Raw genomic sequence first — 13881 nt, forward strand, 5'->3', positions numbered from 1 at the left:
CTACGCGATGACGCGGCAGGATTCCACTTCTGCGGGATTAGCGGTTATAGTGGCATAATCAGGCGATGGCGTTGTGATGAGTAAGGTCCACCTCGCTGCTACCACCCTACGGAAACACAAGACAACGGGAGAAGTTCATGACCTGGGAATATGCGCTAATTGGCTTAGTGGTCGGTATCGTGATTGGTGCTGTGGCCATGCGGTTTGGCAACCGTAAATTGCGCCACCAGCAGGCCCTGCAGTACGAACTGGAAAAGAACAAAGCGGAGCTGGATGATTACCGCGAAGAGTTAGTCAGCCACTTTGCCCGCAGCGCCGAGCTGCTGGATAATATGGCGCACGATTACCGCCAGCTTTATCAGCACATGGCGAAAAGCTCAAGCAGCCTGCTGCCTGAAATGTCTGCGGAAACCAACCCCTTCCGTAACCGTCTGGCTGACTCCGAAGCCGGTAACGATCAGGCGCCGGTGCAGATACCGCGCGACTACTCCGACAGCGCATCCGGCCTGCTTCGCGGCGGCGCGAAACGCGACTAACCCTCGCACAGTACCTTTTTCTCCGGGCGCGTTTATCGCGCCCTCTCATTATCTGTTGCACTGACTATCCTTATTTCATCGGTCCCTTCCACGCCAGCGTTGTTACCCGACTGATAATTCAATAACATCAGATCGTTTTGGGTACCTTTTCCTTTTTCAGGTTACGAGAGCCAGCAACAATGAAGAAACAAAACCTGCTGTTGAGTGCGTTAGCGTTAAGTGTCGGGTTATCTCTCTCCGCATCCCTTCCGGTTGCGGCCGCGTTACCTTCGCAGGTTCCGGGCGAGGCGGCTATTCCAAGCCTTGCGCCGATGCTGGAAAAGGTGCTGCCGGCTGTGGTCAGCGTTCAGGTCGAAGGCACTGCGGTGCAGAGTCAGAAAATTCCGGAAGAGTTGAAAAAGTTCTTCGGCGAAGAGATGCCGGGGCAACAACAGGCACAGCCTTTCCAGGGCCTGGGCTCCGGGGTCATCATTGATGCGGCGAAAGGCTATGTGCTGACCAACAACCACGTGATCAATCAGGCGGAAAAAATCAGCGTCCAGCTTAACGATGGCCGCGAGTTTGACGCCAAACTGATCGGCGGCGACGACCAGAGCGACATCGCCCTGCTCCAGCTGCAAAATCCCAGCAAACTGACGCAGATTGCCGTCGCTGACTCCGACAAGCTGCGGGTGGGCGACTTCGCCGTTGCGGTGGGTAACCCGTTCGGCCTCGGCCAGACTGCCACCTCCGGCATCGTCTCGGCGCTGGGCCGCAGCGGCCTGAACCTTGAAGGGCTGGAGAACTTTATCCAGACCGATGCTTCGATTAACCGCGGGAACTCCGGCGGGGCGCTGCTCAACCTGAACGGCGAGCTTATCGGCATCAACACCGCCATTCTCGCGCCGGGCGGTGGCAGCGTGGGCATCGGTTTTGCCATTCCCAGCAACATGGCACAGACCCTCGCACAGCAGTTGATCAAATCCGGCGAGATCCAGCGCGGTCTGCTGGGCATCAAAGGCACCGAGATGAGCGCCGATCTCGCCAAAGCGTTTAACCTTAACGTGCAGCGCGGGGCGTTTGTCAGCGAAGTGCTGCCGGGTTCCGGCTCGGCGAAAGCCGGCATTAAGCCGGGGGATATCATTACCAGCCTCAACGGTAAGACCCTGAGCAGCTTTGCCGAACTGCGCTCGCGTATCGCGACCACCGAACCGGGCACCAGCGTTAAGCTTGGCCTGCTGCGCGACGGGAAACCGCTGGAAGTGGCCGTCACGCTCGATAAGAGCACTTCATCGTCAGCCAGCGCAGAGATGATCGCCCCTGCCCTACAGGGCGCTACCCTCAGCGACGGTCAGTTGAAAGACGGTACCAAAGGCGTGCACCTCGATAACGTCGAGAAAGAGAGCGCGGCCGCGCAGGCGGGCCTGCATAAGGATGATGTGATTATTGGCATCAACCGCGAGCGCGTGACGACCATTGCTGACATGCGCAAGGTGCTGGCCACCAAACCGGCCGTGATCGCGCTCCAGGTAGTGCGCGGCAACGAGCGCATCTTCCTGCTGCTGCGTTAAAAACAGGGTAAACGGACATCATCCCCGCATGTGATGTCCGTTTAACTCATGGTATGCTCCAGGCAATCCTTACTAATCGTTAAACTCCCATGTTTCAGAAGCTACTACGCTCGATACTTCTTGGTCTTATCGTCGGCGGCCTGCTGCTGATTGCCGTTCCGTCCCTGCGGCAATGGGTGCCGGAAGCCGCACCGCAATACGACAGCGCCGACGAAACGCCGCTCAGCTATAACGCTGCGGTGCGCCGCGCTGCGCCTGCGGTGGTGAACGTCTATAACCGGGGCATCAACGGGGCGACGCGCAACCAGCTTCAGCTTCGCACCCTCGGTTCCGGGGTGATCATGGATGAGCGCGGCTATATCGTGACCAACAAGCACGTGGTTAACGATGCCAACCAGATTATCGTCGCCCTGCAGGACGGGCGCGTGTTTGAGGCGCTGATGGTCGGTTCCGATAACCTGACCGATCTCGCGGTGCTGAAAATCAACGCCACTAACCTGCCGGTCATCCCCATCAACCGCAAACGCATCCCGCATATCGGCGACGTGGTGATGGCTATCGGTAACCCCTATAACCTCGGGCAAACCATTACCCAGGGGATTATCAGCGCCACCGGCCGCATCGGCCTGAGCCCCTCCGGGCGGCAAAACTTTCTGCAAACCGATGCCTCCATCAACCACGGTAACTCCGGCGGCGCGCTGGTGAACACCCTTGGCGAACTGATGGGCATCAACACGCTCTCCTTTGATAAGAGTAACGACGGCGAGACGCCGGAAGGGATCGGATTTGCGATCCCCACCCAGCTGGCGACCAAAATCATGGAGAAGCTGATCCGTGATGGCCGGGTGATCCGCGGCTATATCGGGATCAAAGAGGGACGCGAGATCGCGCCGCTGCATGCCCAGACCCAGGGGATGGAACAGATCCAGGGGATCATCGTCAACGCGCTGGATCCCGGCGGCGCCGCCGATCTGGCGGGTATCCACGTCAATGACGTGATTGTATCCGTGAACAATAAGCCTGCGGTATCGGCGCTGGAAACCATGGATCAGGTGGCGGAGATCCGTCCTGGCTCGGTGATCCCGGTGGTGGTGATGCGTGACGATCGCAAGCTGACGCTGCAGGTCACGATTCAGGAATTCAAAGAAGAAGAAGAGAGCGCACCGCCCGCGCAGTAAGAGTAAGGTGCAGACATAAAAAAACCGGAACCTGGGTTCCGGTTTTTTTTCATCTGCCCGTGGCGATTACTTGTTCACAAACTCTTCGCCTAGGGTGATGTCTTTTTTCAGGGTGTCCAGCATCCCTTCCAGCGCCTGCTGCTCAAACGCGCTCAGCGTGCCGATGGATTTACGCTCTTCCACGCCGTTTTTACCCAGCAGCAGCGGCTGAGAGAAGAAGCGGGCATACTGACCGTCACCCTCAACGTACGCACACTCCACCACGCCCTGCTCGCCCTGAAGCGCACGCACCAGCGACAGACCGAAGCGCGCCGCTGCCTGACCCATAGAAAGTGTCGCAGAGCCGCCACCGGCTTTCGCCTCGACCACTTCGGTCCCGGCGTTCTGAATACGTTTCGTCAGGTCAGCCACTTCCTGCTCGCTGAAGCTTACGCCCGGCACCTGAGACAGCAGCGGCAGAATGGTCACGCCAGAGTGACCACCGATAACCGGCACGTCGATCTCGGTCGGCTGTTTGCCTTTCAGCTCAGCAACAAAGGTGTTGGAACGAATGATATCCAGCGTGGTAACGCCGAACAGGCGGTTTTTGTCGTACACGCCCGCTTTTTTCAGCACTTCTGCCGCGATAGCAACGGTGGTGTTAACCGGGTTGGTGATGATCCCGATCAGCGCTTTCGGACAGGTCGTGGCGATCTGCGCGACCAGGTTTTTCACGATGCCGGCGTTTACGTTGAACAGGTCGGAGCGATCCATACCTGGTTTACGCGCCACGCCTGCGGAGATCAGCACCACGTCTGCGCCTTGCAGCGCCGGGGTAGCATCTTCGCCGGAGAAACCTTTGATTTTCACGTTGGTCGGGATATGGCTCAGATCAACCGCAACCCCTGGGGTGACGGGAGCGATATCGTACAGGGAGAGTTCTGAGCCTGAAGGCAGTTGGGTCTTAAGTAGAAGGGCAAGCGCCTGGCCGATACCGCCTGCCGCGCCGAGGACTGCAACTTTCATCCTAAACTCCTTATTATGGTTAGCAAAATCGTGCCGTTACTCCATGTGGTGGCGACCATAGTTGAGAGAGGACGTCATTACAATCGCCATAGGGTCAGTATGTGACGCTACGCCTAATCACACCGCGGTGCGTACTGCGTACCGCCGGCAACGCCCGGGTCACTACCGAAGCAACAGATCAACAGGCGGTTACATTACACCCTCACCAGACATCAAAACAACATCATTTTGATAACATTTAATTTACTTTCACGCTTATTTTCGGGACGTGATACAGGCATGTTCCTTGATAACTTAATTTGATAAAATCGTCCGCTTTCATAACATTATTTCAGCCTGCACCACAGCAGATGGTTTGCATAAAAATTCATTCATATGCATAATAATGTTGTCTCCTCGCCATCCAATGGGTGAACCATGCGTACCTCCTCAAAACAAGAAGAACTCGTCAAAGCCTTTAAAGCGCTCCTGAAAGAAGAAAAATTCAGCTCGCAGGGTGAAATTGTTCAGGCCTTACAGGACGAAGGCTTCGAAAATATTAATCAGTCCAAAGTCTCGCGGATGCTGACCAAATTCGGCGCAGTACGCACCCGTAATGCCAAAATGGAGATGGTGTACTGCCTGCCCGCTGAGCTCGGCGTGCCCACCACCTCCAGCCCGCTTAAAAACCTGGTGCTGGATATCGACTACAACGACGCCGTGGTGGTTATCCATACCAGCCCTGGCGCCGCGCAGCTTATCGCCCGCCTGCTCGACTCCTTAGGCAAAGCGGAAGGCATTCTCGGCACCATCGCCGGGGACGACACCATCTTTACTACCCCGGCGCGCGGCTTCACGGTAAAAGATCTCTACGAAGCCATCCTGGTGCTGTTCGAACAGGAACTGTAAGCGCTTCGCCGCTCAGGATTATATAAAGGGGCATTTCGCCCCTTTTCCCCTATATTCCACCACCCTTTATTTAGCCATTAGTGCTAATAACTGCTTTCCCGCCTCAAACCTTCATAAAGATTTCATCTAAATCGCACAAATCGTTAACTTTCGCTAACCATATGAAATTACTTATGTAATGCAACAAAACTGTATCTTTTTTAACCATTTTTATAACTATCAGATATAAAAACGCCAGAATTTACGTTAAAGTTTCATGTGAAACCATTAGCAAGGTATTAATTTTATGGGTGACTAGTGTATACTTGATTTTGTGATGAGGGTCACGAAACGAGCCCTCCAGAAAAATTACGACGAGGATATACACCATGAAAATCAAAACCACTGTTGCCACCCTGAGCGTTCTCTCCATGCTGTCTTTCGGCGCATTTGCCGCTACCTCTATTAACGCAGAGCAGGCGCAGAACCGTGAAGCGATCGGTACCGTGTCACTGGGTGCGGTAGCGACCTCTCCGATGGATATGCGTGAAATGCTGAACCAGAAAGCAGAAGAAAAAGGCGCATCGGCCTACCGCGTGATCGAAGCCCGTACTGGCGACCACTGGCACGCGACTGCTGAACTCTACAAATAAGTTCGGCTATCACCCTGTAATAAGAAATGATTCGTTCCTGCGCGGCCATAAACAGAAAAAAAGCACGTTAATCCTCCGGCCGCCGGGTAACGTATTAAGGAGTCAAACCATGAAAACCGTATTAAGTCTTGCTGCCCTTACCCTTGCTTCCGTGGTGTCTTTTGGCGCGAGTGCGGACGCACAGCTGGTCAACGCCCAGCAAGCACAGAATCTGCAGGCCATGGGCAGCGTATCGGTAACTGAAATTACCGGCTCCCCGATGGATATTCGCCATGCATTAGCGGAAAAAGCGACCAAAGAAGGCGCGAGCGCGTACCGTGTGACCGAACTGACCCAGGGCGATCACTGGCACGCCACCGCAGAACTCTATAAGTAAACCCTCGTCGTCTCTGACGACTTGCCCCTGTTCGCCAGGGGCTTTTTTATGCCTGCGGTGCGCTAGGTGGCGTGCCGCATATTGAACCGCAGCTGCCCTTCCAGCTCCTCCTCCGCCTCTTCAAACAGCAGAATCAGCGCGCCGAAACGGCGGCGTTGCCCTTCAGGAATATGGGTAAATTCGATCTCCAGCGGCAGCGGCAGTGCGTCACCGGTGACGCTGTCCCACAGCGCATCAAGATCGCTGACCTGCTCCTTGCCAAGATTAAAGGTTTGAGCGAACTGTCGATAAAAATCGTCCTGATCCACGATTTCATCAAAGTCGAAGGTATAAACGTTCATTTCAGCCTCCGAACCGGCGCGCCGTGCGGCACGCCGCTGTTTTTTTGATCGTCGCCCGCACCGCAGGGAAGCCTAGAGGCCACCCAGGTGAAGCGTTTTCACTTCCAGATACTCTTCCAGCCCCAGCACCGAGCCTTCCCGACCCAGCCCCGACTCTTTTATGCCGCCAAACGGCCCCAGTTCGGTGGATACGGCACACTCGTTAACGCCGATCATGCCGCTTTCAATCTGCGACGATACGCGGAACACCCGCTGCAGATTCTGGGTATAGAAGTAGGCCGCCAGACCATAAGGTGTATTGTTGGCGCGGGCGATAACTTCTTCTTCGGTTTTGAAACGGAAACAGGCGGCCAGCGGCCCGAAGGTTTCTTCCTGTGCCAGCTGCATGTCGTCCGAGGCTTCGCCAAGCACTGTCGGCTGCCAGAAGTTGCCGCCCAGCGCATGCGCGTTGCCGCCAGCCAGCACCTTCGCCCCTTTGCTCACCGCATCCTCAACGTGCTCGCGTACCTTATCCACCGCCGACGCTTCGATCAGCGGCCCGACGATCACGCCCTCTTCCATGCCGTTGCCCACTTTGAGCGCGCTAACGGCCTCCGCCAGCTTCGTGACGAACCGATCGTAAACGCCGTCCTGAATAAAGAAGCGGTTGACGCTGACGCACACCTGCCCGGCGTTGCGGAATTTATTGGCGATGGCACCCTGTACCGCGGCATCAAGGTCTGCATCATCAAACACGATGTAGGGCGCGTTGCCGCCCAGCTCCATCGACACCTTCTTCATGGTGTCTGCCGCGTTACGCATCAGGGTTTTGCCCACGGCGGTCGAGCCGGTAAAGGAGATCTTACGCACCGCGTCGCTCGCCATGATGGCGTCACTGATCTCACTCGTGGTGCCCGCTACCGCGTTCAGTACGCCGTCCGGCACCCCGGCTTTGGTCGCCAGCGCCAGCAGCGCAAACGCCGACAGCGGCGTATTGTTGGCCGGCTTGATGACACCGGTGCAGCCCGCGGCCAGCGCCGGACCAAGCTTGCGCGTCAGCATCGCCATCGGGAAATTCCACGGCGTAATGGCGGCGACAACGCCGACCGGTTCACGCGTTGCGAAGATACGCGAGCCGGGTTTTACCGGTGGGATAATCTCGCCGTTAGCGCGCTTCGCCTCCTCCGCAAACCACTGGATGAAGCTTGCCGCATACTCGACTTCGCCTTCGGCTTCCTTAAGCGGCTTCCCCTGCTCGGTCGTCATCAGCTGACCAAGCCAGGTTTTGTTCTCAATAATCAGCTGGTACCAGCGGTAGAGGATTTCCGAACGCGCTTTGGCGGTTTGCGCGCGCCACGCCGGGAAAGCGGTACTAGCCGCGGCAATCGCCGCTTCGGTCTCTTTACGACCGCCTTTCGCCACCTGCGCGACAACCTCGCCCGTCGCCGGATTAAGCACGTCAAACGTGGTGTTCAGGGTGTGCCAGCGCCCGTTAACCAGATAACCGGTTTTGAAAAGTTCGCTGTCCTGGAGTGCCCTGGATGTCATGCTTACCTCCTGCGGTAATGATGAATTTTTTTCCGATCCTGGCTAAGTATAGCTATAAAAAAACCGACGCCCGGGCGTCGGTTTTTAGCGAAAAGAGCGAACTAGCTGTCGGTTAACGCGTGCTGATACTTGTGCAGCATCGCAGTCAACCGCTGCACCGATTCCGTTACCTGAACAGGTGCAGAACACAGATGCAGCTTCTGCTGGTAGATCTCAAGCTCATCGAGCAGCTGCTGGAAGTTACGCCGCCGCTTGTCATCGCTTGACGCGGCGATAACCCGATCCGCAGTATTGCGCAGCTGCCGGTGGAACGCGGAGAGATCGGCATTCACCGGCACCGGCGCGGTACGCAGCCGCTGGTGGGCAATAATCAGGTTCAGCGCCAGACGAAACTTCGCCACGTCACCCGGAAACTTATTGAGCAGCAGAAACAGCTGCTGATAGAGCGCCGGGAGATGGTTCTCCTTACGACGCGCTTTATTGGTGGTCATCGCCGATACCGCCGCCGAAACGAACTGGTTCAGCAGCGTGCGGCCGGTGCGCTCCCGGGAGTTATCGCGGATCACCACAATCACCACGAACGCCAGCAGCGTTCCCACCAGTTGCCCCAGCGCGCTGTCGAGAAACTGGTTAAAGTGGAAGGTCATGGGGTTATCCAGCACCAGAATATTGATGGTCCCCGCCAGCGCCCCCATCGAGCCAAGCCGCCGCTTCTGCACCTCAATACCGATAAAGAACGCCATCACCGCCAGGCTGATGCACAGCAGCAGCATACTTTGCTGGGTGGAGGGCAGGATCACCAGGAAGTAGAACGCGCCGAGGGGCAGCGCCACCAGCATCCCGTAAACGAAGTCGAGTGCGACCATACGCGGGTTCGGCAGGCGCATCGCCAGGGCGGTCACTACTGCAATCATCACGATTGCGCCGTTACCCGAAGTCCAGCCGGTCCAGAGCCAGAACAGTACCCCGAGGGCGCAGGAGACGGTGGTGCGCCAGAAATTCACCATAGCATGATGGCGTTCCGCCGAAACCGGTTTAATCACCACTTCCTCGTCGAGAATCGCCTCTTCGACACCGGTGATGCGCGTGTTGCCAATAACCCCACGCTTCAGCAGCAGATAGCGCGTGGCCGCGCCAATCCAGGTGTAGACGGTTTCCGGCGTATCGCGCTCCCCGGTCCAGACCAGCACCCTGCGCATCCGCTTCAGGCGACGGTGCACATCGGTGGCGGTCTCGACGGGTTCGGCGAACAGCTCGCGGAAGGTATCGGATACCGCATCCGGGCGCGCCTTTTGCACCAGCATGGTTTCACAGGCTTGCGTAATCAGCGTCAGCGACAGCGTATTAATGGCCTTCAGGCGGCGGTTAGCCGAGGCCCACCGGGAAGATTCGATGTTCAGGTTGCTGCGCATGCCCTCCAGCCCGGCGGTGCGGCGTACCAGGTTGCCCCAGGCAGCATCCACATCCTCGCCATCAGCGGGCGCGACGCAAAGCTGCATCAGTCGGTACTGGTCCACCAGCAGGGCATCCAGCTCGCGGTCAATTTCATGCTTAATCGATCGCGGTGAAAACAGCAGATCCGCTACGATCGCGCTCACGATACCTACGACGATCTCGCTGCACCTCTCAAGAGCGAACTGCGGCGTGAGCAGCGGCTCGGGCTGGATAGTAATAATAATGATCAGCGCGGTGTAGCCCGCCAGCCCCCAGGCGTAGGAGTTCTCCACCTTCACCAGCGATGACACCCAGGTGCAGAACCCGGCCCAGAGGCAGCATACCAGCAGCATCAGCCCTGGTGCGCGGATCATCACGATGATCAGCACCAGCGCGGCAATACTGCCGATAAAGGTCCCGATAATACGCAGCATACCGCGATAGCGAATCGCGCCGGACCAGGGCTCGCCGCCGGCGGCAAATGCCGGCCCCGCCGCCACGATGGCCGCAGTCAGCACCGCCCAGCGCGGGGTTTCAAGATTGAAATGAAATCCGACAAACAGGGCCAGCACAATCGCGGTGGAGAGCTTAAAGGCGAAGCGCAGGTGCTGCGGCGCAATGGCGAGGATACCCATCGCGGTTACCCGAACTCACGCAGGCGATGCGCCAGCTTTCTGAACAGCGAGTCGTTGCTGGCATTGCGGTCTTTTGTCCCGGTGACCACGACCGTGGCGGTAGTACCGGCCGGCCAGAGCGCGCCCTGCTGGCTATCGAGACGAATGCGCACCGGCACACGCTGGGCCAGACGCACCCACTCAAGGTTGGAATCGACCGTCGCCATGCCTTTATCGTCACGGGTGCTGCTGGCGTTGGTCACGCCCGCCGCGATGCTGTCCACGGAGCCGTGCAGAACGCGATTGCTGCCCAGCGGCGTGATTTCGGCGCGGTAGCCGGGACGCACGCCCTCAAGCTTGGTCTCTTCCATATAGGCGAGCACGTAGAATGAGTTCTGTTTTACCAGCGCCACCGCCGTCGACCCCCGGGTGATAAACTCCCCGGTATAGACGTTAAGGTTGGTGATCCAGCCGTCGGCCGGAGCGCGAATAATGGTACGCTCCAGATCGAGGGTCGCCAGATCGCGAGTCGCCTGCGCTTTTGCCAGCTGATGCTCAACGGTTTGCAGCCCGTTATTGGCCTGGTCTATCTCTTCACGCGACATCGCCTGAATCCCCAGGCGGTTACGACGTCCGGCTTCCCGACGCTTCTCGTTCGCCAGCGCCTGGTAATAAGCCACATCGGCTTCTGCCTCTTCCAGCGCTTTCTGGTAGCGCGGGCGGTCGATGGTAAACAGCACCTGGCCCTGCTTCACCAGCTGATTGTCGTGTACGTTAACCTGGGTGATCATCCCGGCCACGTCGGGAGAAATGGCCACGACGTCCGCGCTGAAGCGCGCATCGCGCGTCCAGGGCGATTCGGTGTAATAAGCCCATGCCCGAAAAATGGCGATAAAGGCCAGAATCACAAGCACCATGGTGATGGCCGTGCGGGATATTTTTGTTGTTAGCAATTTCACATCAACCTCAGACAAACAGGCGGGATACCAGATAAAAAAGGCAGCAGTACAACGCGGTATTGAACAGCGCCGGATGCCAGACATACTCATAGAACCCGGTCGGCACCAGGACACGGCGTAACAGCCAGAACAGCACCAGCGAGACCAGTAGCTCACAAAAAATCGGTGGGAAGGAGAGTCCAAACACCACAAAAACAGGAAACAAACTCATGTTGACCTTAGACAGTTGCGTGCAGGTGATTCGTTTTCTTCTACAACCTGGGCCGCGCAGACAGAGGGCCGGGGAGTGGCCGGGCGAAACGGCAGTAATAGTTAAGAGATAAATAATATATTACGTAACTATAACGTTGTTATCTACAATATGTGATCTAAATCACTTTTAAGCCAGAGTGAACAATGGAACGATTAAAGCGTATGTCGGTATTCGCCAAAGTGGTGGAGCAAGGCTCTTTTACCGCCGCGGCAAGACAGCTCCAGATGAGCGTCTCGTCCATCAGCCAGACGGTCTCCAAACTGGAGGATGAGCTACAGGTTAAGCTGCTGAACCGCAGCACGCGTAGCATCGGCCTCACCGAAGCGGGGAAGATCTTCTATCAGGGCTGTCGGCGCATGATGCACGAGGTGCAGGACGTCCATGAGCAGCTCTACGCATTTAACAATACCCCCATCGGCACGCTGCGCATCGGCTGCTCCTCCACCATGGCGCAGAACGTGCTGGCGCATCTCACCGCCGATATGCTCAGAGAGTATCCGGGCCTGTCGATAAACCTGGTGACCGGTATCCCGGCGCCGGACCTGATTGCCGATGGGCTGGACGTGGTGATCCGCGTCGGCGCGCTGCAGGATTCCAGCCTGTTTTCGCGGCGGCTGGGCAGCATGCCGATGGTGGTGTGCGCCGCAAAGCGCTATCTGGCGCAGTACGGCACGCCGGAAAAGCCAGGGGATCTGGTGAATCACTCCTGGCTGGCGTACAGCGTGCGGCCGGACAACGAGTTTGAGCTGATCGCCCCGGAAGGCATCTCCACCCGGCTTATCCCGGAGGGGCGCTTTGTCACCAACGACCCGATGACCCTCTCCCGCTGGGTGAGCGCCGGCGCGGGGATAGCCTATATGCCGCTGATGTGGGTGGTGGACGAAATTAACCGCGGCGAGCTGGAGATCCTGTTCCCTCGCTATCAGTCCGATCCGCGCCCGGTGTATGCGCTCTACACCGAGAAGGACAAGCTGCCGCTTAAGGTGCAGGTGTGTATTAACTATCTGACCGATTATTTTGTCGAGGTGACGAGGATTTATCAGGAGATGCGCGGGTAGGAAACGAGATGGCAGGCAAGCGGGCGCTTACCTGCCGTGAAGATTACGCGGTGCCGCCCACCGTCAGGCTGTCGACCTTCAGGGTCGGCTGACCAACGCCAACCGGCAGACTCTGCCCCTCTTTGCCGCACACGCCGACGCCGTTATCCAGCGCCAGGTCGTTGCCGACCATGGAGATCTGCTGCATGGCTTCAATACCGGAGCCAATCAGGGTCGCGCCTTTTACCGGCGTGGTGACCTTCCCGTTTTCAATCAGGTAGGCCTCTGAGGTCGAGAACACGAATTTGCCGGAGGTGATATCCACCTGGCCGCCGCCAAAGTTCGGCGCAAAAATGCCGTACTCAACGGATTCGATGATCTCCTGCGGCGTGGATTTCCCGGCCAGCATGTAAGTGTTGGTCATGCGCGGCATCGGCAGATGGGCATAGGATTCGCGACGCCCGTTGCCGGTCGGAGCAACCCCCATCAGACGGGCATTCATTTTATCCTGCATGTAGCCTTTGAGGATGCCGTTCTCAATCAGCACGTTGTACTGGCCCGGTACGCCTTCGTCGTCGATGGAGATCGAGCCGCGGCGGTTAAGCATGGTTCCGTCATCCACCACGGTGCAAAGCTCGGAGGCCACCAGCTCACCCATGTGGCCGCTGAATACCGAGGTGCCGCGACGGTTGAAGTCGCCTTCCAGACCGTGACCGACCGCTTCGTGCAGCAGCACGCCCGGCCAGCCTGCGCCGAGTACCACCGGCAGCGCACCCGCTGGCGCGGCGACCGCTGAGAGATTCACCAGCGCCATGCGCACCGCTTCTTTAGCCCACGCGTCGGCGCGCACGTCGCCGTCGGTGGCCTCGAGGAACCATTCGTAGCCGAAACGTCCGCCGCCGCCGCTTGAACCGCGCTCGCGCTTGCCGTTCTCTTCAACCTGCACGCTGACCGACAGGCGCACCAGCGGACGCACATCGGCGGCCAGGGTGCCGTCGGTGGCGGCTACCAGAATCAGTTCGTAAACGCCGGTCAGGCTGGCGCTCACTTCCTGCACGCGCTTATCGGCAGCACGCGCCGCGCTGTTGACGCGCTTCAGGATGTCGAGCTTCTCTTCGCGGGTCATGCTCTGGAGCGGGTCGATAGCGGTGTACAGTGCTTTATGCTCCACCGCACCGAGGGTTTTCGCACGTCCATCGCCCGTCTCGGTAACAATGCTGCGTGCGGCCTGCGCACTCTGCTCCAGCGCCAGCAGGCTAATCTGGTCGGCATAGGCGAAGCCGGTTTTCTCACCGCTGATAGCGCGAACCCCAACGCCCTGGTCAATGTTCCAGGAGCCGTCTTTGATAATGTTGTCTTCCAGAACCCAGGACTCGTGATAGCTGGACTGAAAATAGAGATCGCCGTAGTCGAGACGGCGCTCGGAAAGCTGGCCGAGAATGGAGAACAGATCTTGATGACTCAAGCCATTCGCAGATAGCAACTGCTCACTTACCAGGTTCAGACTCATCGTTTTGCTACTCATGTGAAACTGCACGGCGGCAGTGAAAA

The 13881-nt window shown here is 57.8% G+C and carries 14 protein-coding genes; 7 read left to right on the forward strand and 7 right to left on the reverse strand.

From position 1 onward, the window contains the following. Window positions 1-137: 137 nt before the first annotated feature. The 3 genes from zapG (at window position 138) to degS (ending at window position 3264) form a co-directional block, all read left to right on the forward strand. On the forward strand, window positions 138-536 hold the full coding sequence (gene zapG / locus DW58_RS04025; protein ID WP_024551129.1) for a Z-ring associated protein ZapG: 399 nt from the start codon (window positions 138-140) through the stop codon (window positions 534-536). Window positions 537-715: 179 nt separating this feature from the next. Then, window positions 716-2086 carry a serine endoprotease DegQ gene (degQ, locus tag DW58_RS04030; protein ID WP_024551128.1) on the forward strand — a complete coding sequence of 457 codons (1371 nt, stop codon included), beginning with the start codon at window positions 716-718 and terminating at the stop codon, window positions 2084-2086. 89 nt (window positions 2087-2175) lie between these two features. Further along, window positions 2176-3264, forward strand: a complete 1089-nt coding sequence (gene degS / locus DW58_RS04035; protein WP_024562592.1) for an outer membrane-stress sensor serine endopeptidase DegS — start codon at window positions 2176-2178, stop codon at window positions 3262-3264. Between the two features lie 66 nt (window positions 3265-3330). On the opposite strand, the gene mdh is transcribed toward degS, so the two are convergent. Then, the gene (mdh, locus tag DW58_RS04040; RefSeq protein WP_024550156.1) at window positions 3331-4269 is read right to left on the reverse strand and encodes a malate dehydrogenase; all 939 of its coding nucleotides are present in this window, start codon (window positions 4267-4269) and stop codon (window positions 3331-3333) included. Between the two features lie 417 nt (window positions 4270-4686). On the opposite strand from mdh, the gene argR reads away from it, so the two are divergent. From argR to yhcN (DW58_RS04055), 3 genes are all read left to right on the forward strand, one after another. Beyond that, on the forward strand, window positions 4687-5157 hold the full coding sequence (gene argR, locus DW58_RS04045) for a transcriptional regulator ArgR (protein WP_024550155.1): 471 nt from the start codon (window positions 4687-4689) through the stop codon (window positions 5155-5157). Between the two features lie 368 nt (window positions 5158-5525). Further along, the gene (yhcN, locus tag DW58_RS04050; protein WP_024550154.1) at window positions 5526-5789 is read left to right on the forward strand and encodes a peroxide/acid stress response protein YhcN; all 264 of its coding nucleotides are present in this window, start codon (window positions 5526-5528) and stop codon (window positions 5787-5789) included. Between the two features lie 109 nt (window positions 5790-5898). Continuing rightward, entirely contained in the window at window positions 5899-6165 is a 267-nt protein-coding gene (gene yhcN / locus DW58_RS04055; protein ID WP_024550153.1) for a peroxide/acid stress response protein YhcN, read from the forward strand. 62 nt (window positions 6166-6227) lie between these two features. Here yhcN (DW58_RS04055) and DW58_RS04060 read toward each other — a convergent pair whose 3' ends face one another. From DW58_RS04060 to aaeX, 5 genes are all read right to left on the reverse strand, one after another. Next, on the reverse strand, window positions 6228-6506 hold the full coding sequence (locus tag DW58_RS04060) for a barstar family protein (RefSeq protein WP_024550152.1): 279 nt from the start codon (window positions 6504-6506) through the stop codon (window positions 6228-6230). Window positions 6507-6578: 72 nt separating this feature from the next. After that, window positions 6579-8033: an NAD-dependent succinate-semialdehyde dehydrogenase gene (locus DW58_RS04065; protein WP_024550151.1), complete on the reverse strand. Its 1455-nt coding sequence runs from the start codon at window positions 8031-8033 to the stop codon at window positions 6579-6581. 101 nt (window positions 8034-8134) lie between these two features. Further along, window positions 8135-10102 carry a p-hydroxybenzoic acid efflux pump subunit AaeB gene (aaeB, locus tag DW58_RS04070; protein ID WP_024550150.1) on the reverse strand — a complete coding sequence of 656 codons (1968 nt, stop codon included), beginning with the start codon at window positions 10100-10102 and terminating at the stop codon, window positions 8135-8137. Between the two features lie 5 nt (window positions 10103-10107). Next, the gene (gene aaeA, locus DW58_RS04075; RefSeq protein ID WP_024550149.1) at window positions 10108-11040 is read right to left on the reverse strand and encodes a p-hydroxybenzoic acid efflux pump subunit AaeA; all 933 of its coding nucleotides are present in this window, start codon (window positions 11038-11040) and stop codon (window positions 10108-10110) included. A gap of 7 nt (window positions 11041-11047) precedes the next feature. Beyond that, window positions 11048-11251, reverse strand: coding sequence for a p-hydroxybenzoic acid efflux pump operon protein AaeX (aaeX, locus tag DW58_RS04080; RefSeq protein ID WP_024550148.1), 204 nt, complete (start codon window positions 11249-11251; stop codon window positions 11048-11050). 185 nt (window positions 11252-11436) lie between these two features. Here aaeX and aaeR point away from each other — a divergent pair, with 185 nt between their 5' ends. Beyond that, complete coding sequence (gene aaeR, locus DW58_RS04085) at window positions 11437-12351, forward strand: HTH-type transcriptional activator AaeR (protein ID WP_029592460.1); 915 nt, start codon at window positions 11437-11439, stop codon at window positions 12349-12351. A 43-nt stretch (window positions 12352-12394) separates the two neighbouring features. On the opposite strand, the gene tldD is transcribed toward aaeR, so the two are convergent. Continuing rightward, the gene (tldD, locus tag DW58_RS04090; protein ID WP_024562487.1) at window positions 12395-13840 is read right to left on the reverse strand and encodes a metalloprotease TldD; all 1446 of its coding nucleotides are present in this window, start codon (window positions 13838-13840) and stop codon (window positions 12395-12397) included. Between the last annotated feature and the right edge of the window lie 41 nt (window positions 13841-13881).

The organism is Siccibacter turicensis LMG 23730, assembly GCF_000463155.2.
Lineage (GTDB): Bacteria > Pseudomonadota > Gammaproteobacteria > Enterobacterales > Enterobacteriaceae > Siccibacter > Siccibacter turicensis.

Bases quoted from the DNA above. Each gene is read 5' to 3' on its own strand.
- DW58_RS04065 (WP_024550151.1), bottom strand. From the start codon at position 8,033: ATGACATCCAGGGCACTCCAGGACAGCGAACTTTTCAAAACCGGTTAT.
- degQ (WP_024551128.1), top strand. From the start codon at position 716: ATGAAGAAACAAAACCTGCTGTTGAGTGCGTTAGCGTTAAGTGTCGGG.
- DW58_RS04060 (WP_024550152.1), bottom strand. From the start codon at position 6,506: ATGAACGTTTATACCTTCGACTTTGATGAAATCGTGGATCAGGACGAT.
- aaeX (WP_024550148.1), bottom strand. From the start codon at position 11,251: ATGAGTTTGTTTCCTGTTTTTGTGGTGTTTGGACTCTCCTTCCCACCG.
- degS (WP_024562592.1), top strand. From the start codon at position 2,176: ATGTTTCAGAAGCTACTACGCTCGATACTTCTTGGTCTTATCGTCGGC.
- mdh (WP_024550156.1), bottom strand. From the start codon at position 4,269: ATGAAAGTTGCAGTCCTCGGCGCGGCAGGCGGTATCGGCCAGGCGCTT.
- argR (WP_024550155.1), top strand. From the start codon at position 4,687: ATGCGTACCTCCTCAAAACAAGAAGAACTCGTCAAAGCCTTTAAAGCG.
- yhcN (WP_024550154.1), top strand. From the start codon at position 5,526: ATGAAAATCAAAACCACTGTTGCCACCCTGAGCGTTCTCTCCATGCTG.
- aaeR (WP_029592460.1), top strand. From the start codon at position 11,437: ATGGAACGATTAAAGCGTATGTCGGTATTCGCCAAAGTGGTGGAGCAA.
- aaeB (WP_024550150.1), bottom strand. From the start codon at position 10,102: ATGGGTATCCTCGCCATTGCGCCGCAGCACCTGCGCTTCGCCTTTAAG.
- zapG (WP_024551129.1), top strand. From the start codon at position 138: ATGACCTGGGAATATGCGCTAATTGGCTTAGTGGTCGGTATCGTGATT.
- yhcN (WP_024550153.1), top strand. From the start codon at position 5,899: ATGAAAACCGTATTAAGTCTTGCTGCCCTTACCCTTGCTTCCGTGGTG.
- tldD (WP_024562487.1), bottom strand. From the start codon at position 13,840: ATGAGTCTGAACCTGGTAAGTGAGCAGTTGCTATCTGCGAATGGCTTG.